Below are 13,447 nucleotides of genomic sequence, written 5' to 3'. Positions count from 1 at the left end.
CCAGATTGGTAAGGTCTTTTGCATAGGCATAAAATTTCTATAAGACTACTACGATTGAATGCTTATAATATTCACAGGCTCAATACTCATATACATGAAGGAACTATCTTCACGAAAACTAGATTAGAATTGTTTAGATTGCCGGCAAACAGTTTCAGGTGAGTCTCGGATACGCCAACTCTAAAACTATCAATTATTGCACTCCAGCTTTACTATCCTTAGTTAATTGGTGTACTAAACTTAGTGAAAATAGGTCAATTTAGAATTCGCCATATATATCAAATTGTTTATTCTGAATTTCAATTTTAGTTTCCGTATTAGTCTCCGAATAATCGTCTTGATAAGTTGAATTTTCCTTTACAAGTTCAATTTCAACTTCAATATGTTTCCCTGCTTTTTTCTTAGTTAACTCATCCTCAATTACCTCTGACTCTAAAATAAAACGTGCAATCATTTTTGCAGTAACAGAATTCTTTTTCCCGTTATTTTGTTTTGTCCTTTTAATTTCCGCTGTAATCTGTTTTAACTGCTTTTCCGTCTTATTTCTAAGAGTCTTATAATATTGTGAATAGCATTTTTCCCATCGATTGTTAACATATGCATACACAATGCCAACATCAAAGGGATCATATCTTACTTCAACAAACTCATCTTCCAACTTAGGACTACGAAACTTATCAGACCAATAGTAAATGTAATTAACTTTAATTCCCCTTCCAGGGTACACTTTTACTTTTCCCCGTGATGGAGTTGGAAGAGTCATAATGATAAAGTAATCATCGTAAGGGATATATGTGTTAGGACGTTCACCTGAAGATTTTAAAGATCTTTCAAAAGCTTCCTGGGGTGATTCCCCTAAGGCTGGGTGATCTATTTTATGGTACACTTGGTCAAACCATAAACCAAACCTTTTATCCAACTCACCTAAAGTCCAAACAGCGTGGTTTTTAGGATTTATACTTTTCGTTACCTGCCGTACATTTTTCATCAATTGAGTATTACCTTTAAGATTATGAATAAATAATTTATTACTGGTGCCAAATATTCTCTCAATAACACTTCCAAAACGTGCTTTTGCAGCTGGCCTTACCTTTTTGTGCACTTTAAAATAGCTCAATAAAGATTCAAAGTATATGCTATGAAACTCCTTTCCTCCGTCTACAACTAAAAATTGCGGTAATCGGTTATACCTTTTTACACACTCACGCATAACCATCATACAGGATCTATAGCTAGGCTCTTCAAAGCTGATATAATAGGCAAGAATTTTTCTAGAATAGGCATCTACTAGCAAGGAGAACCATGGGCGACCCAAATTTTTACCTTTTTCGGAAACTAATTCAATATCCATTTGGGTATGGTCAAGATGACATATTTCAAATATGCGGTCTCCATGTCTTGGGGTAGTTGTTTCTATATCCCAATAAAACTCCTGGAATTCATACGCAGCCTTGTCTCCCTCCCTTTTTTTCTTCTGTTCATGTTTCCCACGGTTATTTATTGCCTTACAAAAACCTTGGTACGATGGAGGAAATAGATGCTCCCTTTCACATTTGTCAATAAATTCACCATACACTTCTTTTGCTGTTTTTAATTTAATGTCTTCATAACTATCCGATATTACTTCATTCATTAACTCAACCACTCGAGAAGGTAATTTAGGATTTTTATTACCTTTATCTTTATTCTTTGGCAATAAACCTATATATCCATATCCATATAGTTCTTGAGCATCATTAAATTTTTTCACCCAACTTCTTATAGTTCGTTCTGAAACTCGAATGTTATCTTCTTTAGATCCTTCCATTATCTTTTTCACTATTTCATACCTTTCATTAGCAATCTTCAAATCGTTTTCATTCGCTTCTAAAATTAGATCCTTCCATGCCTTCTCATTCTTATCTTGTTCGGTTTCACCCCCCGAAATATAGCCTTCATTTATGTAGGTCTCAAATACCCCACGGGGCAAATTAACATATTCTTTTTCTTCAGATAGTAAATATAGATTATTATGGTCAATGTTAATAATCGTCCAATTCTTTTCGCCCCAAATAATTTTGCTTCCAACTTTCTCTTTTATGGGGACTGCCTTCTTAATTCCCCTGACAGTCTCTAATATATTTTTAAAGCTTTTACTTTGGGATTTATTAATGTAAACCTTAACACCCCTTGGCTCAGATAGGAGACAATGGAATAAATCAACATAGATCTCACGTTTTGCTATCAGTGAGTAAATATCATCTACATTAAAGGAATCCCCAGATGACTCAATTAAGTCATCCAAAACAATTCCTGGGTTACCCATAATTAATTTTTTTAGTTGCAAGTTTGATTCGTTCTCTCTTTCCTCTTGCTTATCTTGAAAATAATCTTCTAAAAAAACTATATTTCTATGAAAATTCCAGTTTATATCCGCAGTAGAACACACACGAAACTCAAGGCCAAATTCTTTTGCATATTTTTCACCTGGTGGATACCGCCATTTACGATTTTTATCCAAAAAATATTTTGAAGGGTTTTTTTGTGATAATTTCACTAGTTCAGCTTCCGTTTTCCATTCCACCCAATAAGCACAATTATTTTCAATTACAAAAAAGTCAGCAGTATACCAATAACCAATATTTCTTCCATTTTCATTCTTGTGAGCTAGTTTTATTGAAGGGGGTTGATCATAAAACTCTAAAACATTTTCATCTATTTCCATCATAAAAACAGCAGGCAATTCTACTGTGCCGCTTTCGTACTGTATGGATAACCCCATTTTTGTACTACTGAATTTTCCTGGAGTATTAAATCCCCCCCCTCCTACATTCCGGGCAGGATTAGATTTCCTGATTAATTCTATCTGTTGATTTGTTTTGTCACACACCCCTAATTGACCAGCCCATAGCTCAAATTCTTCATTTGTTAACATCTTCGAATCCTCCTCTAAATCTATTACATCTCGCTTATTATCATTATTATCAAGAAGGGCTACAAAAATACAGTTGTTAACTATATTTTATATAGATATTAACTATATAAAGCAAACATTTATCTGAATTTTATGAAAAATACTACTATATTCCTATTTTTAACTTTGCTTTTCTATATAACTTTTAATGCGTTTTACGATAAAATTAAAATAGTTAATTACATTAAATGTAGTTAGCTTGGGGCATAAAAAACTGTAAGAAGGGCTGCTTATGTTTGAAATTTCTAGGCGCTATAAACAAATAAGAGGGGTGAAAAAGCTAAGCCAAAAAGAATTCGCAGAGAGAATAGGTATAAAGCAAAGTTCACTAAGTAGTATTGAAAAAGGATCTTCTAAACCTTCAATAGACACTGTGATTACTACTAGCAATGTCTTTGGGGTTTCAACCGACTGGATACTTCTTGGTGATAGACCCAAAGTATCAACTGTGAAAGAAAATCATTTATTGAATCTATTTGGACAGTTAACAGAAAAGGATCAAGAGGAAATTTTAAGATTAATGGAGATAAAACTGGCCGAGTAAGAGCTAATATACAATCGATATTAATATATCATTAAAAGATATTTGCTCCGTTGTTTCTGCAGGCTATTTTTTAATCTTATTCTCACAGTAACAGGCTACTCTTGTTTAATAAAACGGAATTAATATTTCAGACGACTGCTACATGGAATGCAAGAGGTCGTCGGTTCGACCCCGATAGTATCATACTTGTTGGCAGTGGATATGCTACTTGCCTAAAATCATGTTGTATATCACTCATCACTTGAGTGGAATACAGAAAACAAACACTTCATTATTTCTGATAAAAAAGAAATAATGAAGTGTTTGTTTTGTCATTAAATTATATTAACGAAAAGCCAATAGTGCAAAAACATCAGGCTCACAAAAGTACAGCCGAAAAAGTGATGAAATCACATTCCAGCAAGAGTTATAACATAAAAAGCAAAAAATTAAAGGACCTCAACAAGATCCTTTTCTGCTAATTTGAATTAAATTATTGAGATTTTATTTTTGCAAGAGTAATAACCAAAATGAGTCTGCCCTTCTCCTTTACTAGCCACTATAACAAGGCTATTACTAAAAACAAACTTTGTACAATAAAAACATTCAACTTCTTCAAATAGTGTAGACCCACTAACCCAATTTTTTATATGCAATTGTAATACAATACTATAACAAATCCTATAGGAAATATCAGCGGAGTGCATATAACCATTTCTATTTCCCTTTATATCCAATACGAAATCACCTATATGTTTCAATACTTCATCTTGAATAGCAGCTTTTAAAGTCGAGATTATTATTTAGGACGTCTTTTAAATTTTGCAGGTGAAGTGTCAATCGAAGAATTGTTGTTTTATCAACGACCGAGCCATCTTTCTTAAGTATTCTCTTTTCATAAAAGCCCCCTTTTACAATAAAGCAAATATATCTATAAATGTAATTTATGTAAACGAGAAATATCACTATATATAAATATAAAGCCGTTTCCTAGTAGTTTGTAATACAGACTAGGAAACGGCTTATATTAATTGATTGGTTCATCATTAACTTTAAAAGCATCTAGTAATAATGATCTCATAAATTTTTCTGTTTCTTTTTTTGACTCTTCAATTTTAGCAAGAATTTCATTGCACGAATCCATTAATTCATTTACCTTTTCAACAATACGTCTTTGTTCTTCCAATGGCGGGATTGGTATTTTAATTTCTCTGCACTGTGTAAGTGAAATATTGTCTTGACCGGCTGTACCCACTGTTTGAATGTCTCTTATGGGTTTCCCTTCAACTAAAGTAAAATATAGAAACTCAGGCAATACATATTTGATAGGTCTAAATATTGCTAAGGCTTGGTTTATATTCCACTCAGGATACTGGTCGGTAACAATAGCAACTTTTCCAAGAGGTGGTCCTACGATATTCATTAAAACGTCATACGGAAAAACCCTAGATCTCTGTAGAAATGTATTATGAATTTTGCTTGTAACAAATTGTGGCCTATAATCAAAATCAATTTTATTATTTACTATATTGTAAACTTTTAAGTAGGGCACGTCTCCCAAATTTAATAGTTCGTTTGATTTAGGAGTTGTTCCTTTTGTGATATTATCACAAATTAATTCTGCTTTAATATATATCCAGCCTTCAATATCTGACGAAATATCAATGTCTTGAAATTCATTGGTTAATTTTTTCTTTTCCTTTTCAGAAGTAGCTAGTCTCAATCGCTCTATCTTAATTTTTTGTAAAAGTTCGCTTGTTTGTTCTTTATTTTTTTCATGTACAATCAACTTTCCTTGGATCGCATCTCGCAGTATTGAGTTCTTTAATGTGTTGCAATTCACTTGAAGTTCTTCAATGTATTTTAGGATTGAGTTTATCTTAAGGGCATCCTTATTTAATTGGTTAACTATTTGATCTTGTTCATCCCTTGTAGGTAGAGGAATTTTTATCTTTAAAAAATCATTGGGATGTATACGTCTAGTGGCACTACCTTTAGCAATACTAACTAAGGATTTATAAAATTCATTCCGTTTTAACCACCAAATTAACCACTGAACATTTAATCTGTCGTCAACATCAAATGCTGGTAAATCTATTGTTGATTCAAATCCATCTAACTCTGCAGGGATAACCCCAAATGCCCCTTTAAACAAATTTTGCTTTCCATAAATGAATTGACCAACTTTCCGTTCATAATATTTTGTATTTCCCTCTTTAGTATTGGTTAATGGCCTTTTTTCAACACCCTTGCAATTCAAACGAACAGTTATTCTCTTATCAGGATTAGGTGAAAGGGAAACCTCTTTTGATTCAGTTAACAGTTCGCCTAATTGGAGTTCTTCCCACATTATTTACCGCTCCTATTATATTTCAGCTCAAATTCCTCAAGAAGATTATCAATTTCTTGTAATTTTTCCTTTAGATTTTCTAGTACTCCCCTAGTATCATAATTTTCATCTACATTTACTTTATTAGGGTTTTTAATATCCAGATTAAAATCTCTTTGTTTTATGGCTTCAGGTTCTACTTTCCAAACAAATTCATTTTCTTCTCTATTATTCCACCATTGGCGCTCTAATTTAAACTCTTCAAAACGAATAGGTTTTGTTTTACTATAATTTTTATATCCACTTGGTAAAGTATGTTCAAAATACCAAATTTCCTTGGTTGGCCCTTTTTTATCAAAAAACAGCAAGTTTGTTGCTATGCCCGTATACGGAGAGAACACACCATTCGGCAATCTAACAATGGTATGGAGGTTAAAATCCTTAAGTAACTTTTCTTTTATATTTCTTTTTACACCATCTGTTCCGAACAAAAATCCATCTGGTAAAACAACCCCTGCTTTTCCATTTTCCTTTAAACGCTCCATAATCATTACCATAAATAAATCTGCAGTTTCAGCAGTTTGAAATTCTTTTTTAAAATTAGATTGAACAGACTTTTCCTCTACACCACCGAAAGGAGGGTTCATTCCAACTTTATCAACTTTTAATTCATCTGGTATATCACGAGTATCAATCTCGAGTGAGTTATCACGCCTAATCTTTGGAGCATCAACTCCATGAAGAATAAGATTAGTAACAGCTAATAAATGTGGCATTGGTTTTTTTTCTATGCCGATTATTCCATTAAATACAGCGTCTTCTCCGCCCGAACGCTTATATTCAGGCTGTTTTTTCATATGCTCTAATGCACTAGTTAAAAAGCCACCTGTTCCACAAGCAAAGTCCGCAAATGTTTCCCCTACTTTAGGATCTAGCATTTCAACAATAAATTCGGTAACAGCTCGTGGTGTATAATACTCACCCGCATTTCCAGCACTTTGTAGGTCTTTTAAAATGGTTTCATATATATCATTGAAAGCATGCCTTTCCTCATAAGAACCAAAATCAATGCTATCAATGACAGATATTACTTGGCGAATCAAAATTCCATTCTTCATATAGTTGTATGCATCTTCAAATACATATTTAACTAGAGCAGCTCTTTCATCAGTGTGCTCATCAATAACAAGTTCTTTTAAAGTAGGGAATAACTCTTCATTTATGAATTCGACAAGTTCACTACCAGTCATTGCTTGTCCTGTTTCCTCATCTGCTTTTGCCCAGTCACGCCATTTTAAACCTTCAGGAATAATAGATACATAATCTTCCTCAAAAACTTCCCATTCTTCTTCTTCCTTAGAGTCATATATTTTCAAAAATAACATCCATACCAATTGGGATATTCGCTGTGCATCTCCATCTACACCTGGGTCTTGTCGCATAATATCTTGGATTGCTTTTACAAAATTCGTAAGTGTCATGATAAACCTCCCAATATTAACATCGAATAAAGTATACCATAATAATTTTTGGCTATAGCGAAAAAAATTGGAACACTTGTTCATTAAAACAAATGTTCCAACTGTAGTTTAGCTAATATCATAAAGTCCCTTTTTTAATTTCTTTACAGCCTCATGCCAACCACTTCTACCTCCAAAGGCCTGAATCAATTCTTTCGGTTTACCTATTTCTTGGAACGGTTCGAGTCTGAGAACTTTGGCATCTTCCAAATTATAAACGCCTTCATCCATGTATTTTATCAATAGATTGTCTAGCACTTTTTGGGCAACTTCCGAGTATTTACCGAAGTAATTTTTTTTCTTTATATTTTCGGCCCGCTCTTGCCTGGTCAGCGGTTTCATGTCATAAGCTATGTGGCAAATCAAGTCAAAATCATCCACATCTTGAAGGCCTGTTTCTTCTCGCAGTGCGTCCAGCAGGACACCGTGTTCTTTTAGCTCTTCAATAATGGCTTCCTTACGGTCTTCGGAGTTCCAACGTCTTAAGAAGTCATTTAAATCGGCAAATTCCTCTTTAATATTCCGTTTGGAATAATCTCGAAGAGATTCTGTTACCAACTTGCCATCTTTATCATAATATTGAACTCGTTCTTGTAATAAAGTGACTTCAACATCATTTACAAAAACTTTTCTTTTAGGGTCATTCCCAGGGTCATCTCCGCCTCCATTCCCAGTGCCACCTTTACCACCACCCCCGCCAACAACAGGAATAGGATCTCCATCGAAGTCGGGGTCGGCAAATTTAGATGATACGTCACGGAAATCTAATAAATTGAAATATAATTTATTATGTTTTTCATTTATCCTCGTGCCACGTCCAAGAATCTGCTTAAATTCAATCATTGATTCAATACGAGAATCAATGGCTACTATTTTACATGTTTTTGCGTCTACACCTGTCGTAAGCAATTTTGACGTAGTTACAATGGTCGGATATTTGCTGTTTGGGTCTATAAAGTTGTCTAGCTGTGCTTTTCCCTCGTTATCATCTCCAGTTATTCTCATGACATATCGAGAATCTTCCTTAACGAGGTCGCTGTTTTCATTAACTAGTGCCTGTCTCATTCGTTCAGCGTGTTCAATATCAATGCAGAAAACAATTGTTTTCATAAATCTGTCATGCTGCTTAAGAAAATCAGAAATAGTTTTAGCCACTAACTCTGTTCGTTTTTCTAAAACTAATGTCCTGTCATAATCTAGCGTGTTATATATACGGTCCTCAATGATATTTCCTTCTTTATCACGTTGACCTTTTTGGGGTCTAAAACCCATTAGATCCTTGTCAAATCCATAACGATACACTTTGTAAGGGGCTAGGAAGCCATCTTCTATACCTTCTTTTAACGAATAAGTATATACTGGCTCACCAAAGTACCCGATATTGGAAACATCATTTGTTTCTTTTGGTGTTGCCGTTAGCCCAACTTGAATTGCATCTGAAAAATACTCAATAATTTCTCTCCATTGAGAATTGTCCTTAGCAGAACCTCGATGGCACTCATCAATTACTATTAAGTCAAAGAACGAGCGAGGAACTTGCTTATATATTTTATCTTGCTCCTCTGGACCTGTAATGGATTGATAAAGTCCTGTATATACTTCATAACTTGTGTTTATCTTACGATTTTTTATTTTTGTCATTACATTCTTAAATGGCTTAAAGTCTTGATTCATCGTTTGGTCAACTAGTATGTTTCTGTCAGCAAGGAATAGAATACGCTTTGCTTTTCTAGCCTTCCAAAGGCGATATATTATTTGAAATGCTGTATATGTCTTCCCTGTTCCCGTAGCCATAACGAGCATTATTCGATTTTGACCTTTAGCAATTGCCTTAATGGTTTCATTGACAGCATTCATTTGATAATAGCGAGGCGTTTTGTCTCCCAATTGGAAGTAATAAGGTTCTGTAACGAGCTCTTCTTCTTCCTCAGTATCAATTTCATTTTGCTGTTTATATCGTTTCCACAGTTGTTCAGGACTTGGAAATTCATCTAGACCTATTTGTTTTTCTTTACCTGATAAACGGTCATGTTCAAGAAAGCCATCACCATTGGAGGAATAAACAAAAGGAACCTTAAGCATTTCTCCATAACCGATAGCTTGTTGTATACCATGACCTATCGAATGATTATTGTCCTTAGCCTCAATTACCGCTATTGGCATGTTCGGCTTGTGGAAGAGTACGTAGTCCGCCCTTTTCTTACTTCCTCGGGCGACCAAATTACCTCGAACAATAATTCGGCCATCAGTAATTTGAAACTCTTCACGAATTTGTTTGTGCAGATCCCACCCAGCACCGACAATTGCCGGAGTAATGAATTTGCTACAAATATCCCGCTCAGTCAATTCATGTTTATCCATTTCACTTCACCTCTACAATACATACCTGCCGTTTATTTTAATTAAATATTACCATATAGCTGTAAATTTGTATTGAAGTCTTTGGAAAATAGCCGTCTCTGGTTTAATATTGTATAAGCCGAGAAATTGGGTTTAGTCGGTTATATTGAAAAGAGGCATAATAAACCATAAAATTGCCGAAAAAAAAATAAAGCATAAACCTTCCATACTGGAAAGGTTATGCTTTAGGTCACAATAAAAATAAAAATCCACCAACATATGTATTGGTGGAGACGGTGGGAGTCGAACCCACGTCCAAAGATATTGGCACTTAAGCTTCTACGAGTGTAGTCGGCATATTGGCGATTCGCTGGTCCTTTTGCCTACCGACAGGCGGCCGGCCAGCTAGCCTGGTTGTTCTCTTCCTTCATCCTCAGGCGGTGGAATCCGGCGTAGCCCACTTAGAGTGAGTCCGCTACCCTACCACATGGGCGATGGAGGGGCGAACCGCTATGCAGTATTAAGCTGCGAAAGCGAAGTTGTTGTTTTGTTTGCCAGTTATAGGCGTTGACGTTTTAACGAGGCCGATCCCCTCGACTCGCCACCTAAGCTCAAACTACCCCTGTCGAATCCGTAACGTCCCCATTATAAAAGGTTGCTGTATCTGTGATACAGACGTTAGGAGAACTCGGTTAAGCCGAGCATTAAGCTATGTGTCACTCGTGGTGACAGTTATTATTATACCACATTGAGTACTTTTTTCAACTGGTACACTCTTCCTCAGCTGACAAGCCTACATTTTCTGTCGTTCACGGAATGCACGCTCGATATCGCGGCCTGCTTCCTTCTTCTTCAGTGTCTCACGCTTGTCATAGTTCTTTTTACCCTTACCCAGACCGATTAAAACTTTCGCAAAGCCATTCTTCAGATAAATCTTCAACGGCACAAGCGCATATCCTGCTTCCTTCGTCTCACCAATCAACTGATTGATCTGGCGCTTATGCAGCAAAAGTTTCCTTGTCCGAAGAGGATCATGGTTATAGCGGTTTCCCTGTTCATATGGGCTGATGTGCAGGTTATATAAAAATAATTCCCCATTATGGACTTTAGCATAGGAATCCTTTAGTTGAACCCGTCCGTTGCGGATCGATTTAATCTCTGTTCCCTGCAGGACAACTCCGGCTTCATATGTTTCTTCAATGAAATAGTCGTGGTTCGCTTTTTTATTTTGTGCGACGACTTTCCCCTCACCTTTTGGCATAAGAACTTCCCCCTTCTATTGTTTATCATTTTAGCAAAATTAGCCCTCTCCCACAATGAAAAGCGCAGGCATTGGACAGCAGAGAGCCCCTTCATCAGGAGCTCTCTTCTCAGTCTTGCCTATTTTCTCTTTTTCGATTTGCGTTTTGCGGCTGGGGCATTCTCGAAGAATTTCTTCTTCTTGCTCTTTGGCTTTGAACTGGAGCTTGAGCCGGAGCCGTTTCTGCTGCCTCCTGAACCTCTGCCTCCAGAACTTCTGCCCCCTCGCTTGCCTTCTTCTTCTTTACCGCGGCGCGGCTTTTTATCGCTGCTGCCTGTCTTGAAAATCTTTGGCTGTGCCGGGCGCTCACGTCTTGGTGTGCCCTTCATGCCGACGATCTCAAAGTCAATGGAGCGTTCATCTTTGTTGACTTTGATGACACGGACAGTAATTTCATCGCCTATTCGGAAGACATTTCCCGTCCGCTCGCCGATCATCGCCAGGTGGCGTTCATCATAGCGGTAATAGTCATCCGTCATATAGCTGACATGTACGAGACCTTCTATCGTATTAGGAAGCTCGACGAACATCCCAAAGTTTGTAACGGAACTGATGATTCCATCGTATTCAGTTCCAACCTTGTCCTCCATGTATTCAGCTTTCTTCAGCTCATCTGTTTCACGTTCGGCCTCTACCGCGCGGCGTTCCATATTGGATGAATGCTCGGCAATATCCGGCAGCATCGCATTCCATTTTTCCTTCGTTGCTTGATCGAGTTTGCCCTCGATTAAATAAGTCCGGATCAAACGGTGGACAATTAAGTCAGGATAACGGCGGATTGGCGATGTGAAGTGCGTGTAATACTCAGTTGAAAGACCAAAGTGTCCCAGGCTTTCAGGATAGTATTTTGCCTGCTGCATCGACCTAAGCATGACAGTTGATACAACCATTTCCTCAGGTTTTCCCTGGACCTCTTCAATGATTTCCTGCAGAGCCCGTGGATGTACTCCATTTGCAGAACCTCTGACAAGGTATCCGAAGTTTGTAATGAAATCAAAGAATTTTCTCAGCTTATCTTCTTTAGGATCTTCGTGAATTCGATAGATGAATGGTACATCAAGCCAATGGAAATGCTCTGCCACTGTTTCGTTCGCAGCAAGCATGAATTCCTCGATTAGCTTTTCAGCAACCGAACGCTCCCGTAAAACTACATCTGTCGGATGGCCTTCTTCATCGACCAGTACCTTTGATTCTTTAAAATCAAAGTCGATGGCGCCTCTCTCCATCCTTTTTTTACGAAGGATAGCGGCAAGTTCCTCCATCAATTCAAACATCGGAACAAGAGAATCGTAACGTGAGCGGGTTTCTTCGTCTTTATCAACGAGAATACGGTTTACATCAAAATACGTCATTCGCTCAGTCGTCTTGATTACACTTTGGTAGATTTCATGATCTACGACCTGTCCTTCAGGTGTGATTTCCATATTACATGACAGTGTCAGGCGATCAACTTTCGGATTCAGCGAGCAAATACCGTTTGATAATCGGTGGGGAATCATTGGAATCACTCGGTCAACCAGATAAACACTTGTCGCACGGTCCTCTGCTTCACGGTCAATTGGTGAATCCTCGGTTACATAGTACGTAACATCCGCGATATGAACCCCAAGTTTATAGTTGCCATTTTCAAGTCTTGTCACCTGCACTGCATCGTCGAGATCCTTGGCATCTGCGCCATCAATCGTAACAATGACTTCATTTCGCAAGTCACGGCGGTTCTCGATTTCACTCTCATCGATCTGGTCTGGAGCATTATTCGCCTGCTCCATGACCTCGTCTGGAAATTCCATCGGAAGGCCATGTTTATGGATGACGGATAGGATATCGACACCAGGGTCGTTTTTATGGCCGAGAATCGCAGTGACTTCTCCCTCTGCGCTTTTGCGTCCTTCAGGGTAGCTCGTCAATTTTACGACGACCTTATGACCTTCGACAGCCCCCATCCCAGCTTCCTTTGGAATAAAGATGTCACTTGTGAATTTCTTATCGTCAGGAATGACGAAACCGAAGTGTTTGCTTTCAGTATAAGTTCCGACGATTTGCGAGACTCCTCTTTCAAGGATGCGAACGACTGTCCCTTCCCGGCGCTGGCCAGAACTATCTGACGATACGCGCACAAGGACTGTATCACCGTTCATCGCATTGCTAGTTTCATTCGGGGGAATGAAGATGTCATCCATGCCCTGCTCTTCTGTAATAACAAAAGCAAAGCCTTTAGCATGGGCGCTGAACCGGCCGCGAACCAGATTCATTTTTTCCGGAAGGCCGTATCGGTCACTGCGTGTCCTGACAACCAGCCCCTTCTCTTCCATGACGACGAGTGCTTTGACAAAATCCTTGAAAGTCGAGGAATCCTCAATTCCAAAGGCGCTCTCCAGTTCCTGCACGGTAAGCGGCTTGTAAGCTTCGTCCTTCATATAATGCAAAAGCCTGTCTATATGGCCTTTAACGTTCTCATCCATATGTTTCCCTCCTTCTAATT

At 37.5% G+C, this 13,447-nt stretch carries 7 protein-coding genes and 1 other RNA gene; 1 reads left to right on the top strand and 7 read right to left on the bottom strand.

Annotated elements, in window-relative coordinates:
- Window positions 1-259: 259 nt before the first annotated feature.
- On the bottom strand, window positions 260-2,914 hold the full coding sequence (locus B5X77_RS08035; protein ID WP_079506893.1) for a TnsA endonuclease N-terminal domain-containing protein: 2,655 nt from the start codon (window positions 2,912-2,914) through the stop codon (window positions 260-262).
- A 271-nt stretch (window positions 2,915-3,185) separates the two neighbouring features.
- Between B5X77_RS08035 and B5X77_RS08030 the strand changes: the two genes are divergently transcribed.
- The gene (locus B5X77_RS08030) at window positions 3,186-3,497 is read left to right on the top strand and encodes a helix-turn-helix domain-containing protein (protein ID WP_079506891.1); all 312 of its coding nucleotides are present in this window, start codon (window positions 3,186-3,188) and stop codon (window positions 3,495-3,497) included.
- A gap of 1,006 nt (window positions 3,498-4,503) precedes the next feature.
- On the opposite strand, the gene B5X77_RS08025 is transcribed toward B5X77_RS08030, so the two are convergent.
- The 6 genes from B5X77_RS08025 to rnr form a co-directional block, all read right to left on the bottom strand.
- Window positions 4,504-5,826 carry a restriction endonuclease subunit S gene (locus tag B5X77_RS08025; RefSeq protein ID WP_079506889.1) on the bottom strand — a complete coding sequence of 441 codons (1,323 nt, stop codon included), beginning with the start codon at window positions 5,824-5,826 and terminating at the stop codon, window positions 4,504-4,506.
- Window positions 5,826-7,286, bottom strand: coding sequence for a class I SAM-dependent DNA methyltransferase (locus B5X77_RS08020; protein WP_079506887.1), 1,461 nt, complete (start codon window positions 7,284-7,286; stop codon window positions 5,826-5,828). The genes B5X77_RS08025 and B5X77_RS08020 overlap by 1 nt, the downstream gene beginning before the upstream one ends.
- A gap of 108 nt (window positions 7,287-7,394) precedes the next feature.
- Window positions 7,395-9,686, bottom strand: a complete 2,292-nt coding sequence (hsdR, locus tag B5X77_RS08015) for an EcoAI/FtnUII family type I restriction enzme subunit R (RefSeq protein ID WP_079506885.1) — start codon at window positions 9,684-9,686, stop codon at window positions 7,395-7,397.
- Window positions 9,687-9,950: 264 nt separating this feature from the next.
- Window positions 9,951-10,309: a transfer-messenger RNA gene (gene ssrA, locus B5X77_RS08010) on the bottom strand.
- A 149-nt stretch (window positions 10,310-10,458) separates the two neighbouring features.
- Window positions 10,459-10,926 (bottom strand): SsrA-binding protein SmpB, encoded by a 468-nt coding sequence (gene smpB / locus B5X77_RS08005; RefSeq protein WP_079506883.1) that lies wholly within the window; start codon window positions 10,924-10,926, stop codon window positions 10,459-10,461.
- Between the two features lie 119 nt (window positions 10,927-11,045).
- Window positions 11,046-13,427: a ribonuclease R gene (gene rnr, locus B5X77_RS08000; protein WP_079506881.1), complete on the bottom strand. Its 2,382-nt coding sequence runs from the start codon at window positions 13,425-13,427 to the stop codon at window positions 11,046-11,048.
- Window positions 13,428-13,447: the final 20 nt, after the last annotated feature.

The sequence above is a fragment of the Mesobacillus jeotgali genome (genome assembly GCF_900166585.1).
Taxonomy (GTDB): Bacteria; Bacillota; Bacilli; order Bacillales; family Cytobacillaceae; genus Mesobacillus; species Mesobacillus jeotgali_A.
Note: the sequence above shows the minus strand (reverse complement) of the source record. Positions and strands in the feature narration are given on the sequence as shown.

Excerpts from the sequence above, each read along its gene's own strand:
- B5X77_RS08020 (WP_079506887.1), bottom strand. The coding sequence starts at position 7,286 with ATGACACTTACGAATTTTGTAAAAGCAATCCAAGATATTATGCGACAA.
- B5X77_RS08025 (WP_079506889.1), bottom strand. The coding sequence starts at position 5,826 with ATGTGGGAAGAACTCCAATTAGGCGAACTGTTAACTGAATCAAAAGAG.
- B5X77_RS08035 (WP_079506893.1), bottom strand. The coding sequence starts at position 2,914 with ATGTTAACAAATGAAGAATTTGAGCTATGGGCTGGTCAATTAGGGGTG.
- hsdR (WP_079506885.1), bottom strand. The coding sequence starts at position 9,686 with ATGGATAAACATGAATTGACTGAGCGGGATATTTGTAGCAAATTCATT.
- smpB (WP_079506883.1), bottom strand. The coding sequence starts at position 10,926 with ATGCCAAAAGGTGAGGGGAAAGTCGTCGCACAAAATAAAAAAGCGAAC.
- rnr (WP_079506881.1), bottom strand. The coding sequence starts at position 13,427 with ATGGATGAGAACGTTAAAGGCCATATAGACAGGCTTTTGCATTATATG.
- B5X77_RS08030 (WP_079506891.1), top strand. The coding sequence starts at position 3,186 with ATGTTTGAAATTTCTAGGCGCTATAAACAAATAAGAGGGGTGAAAAAG.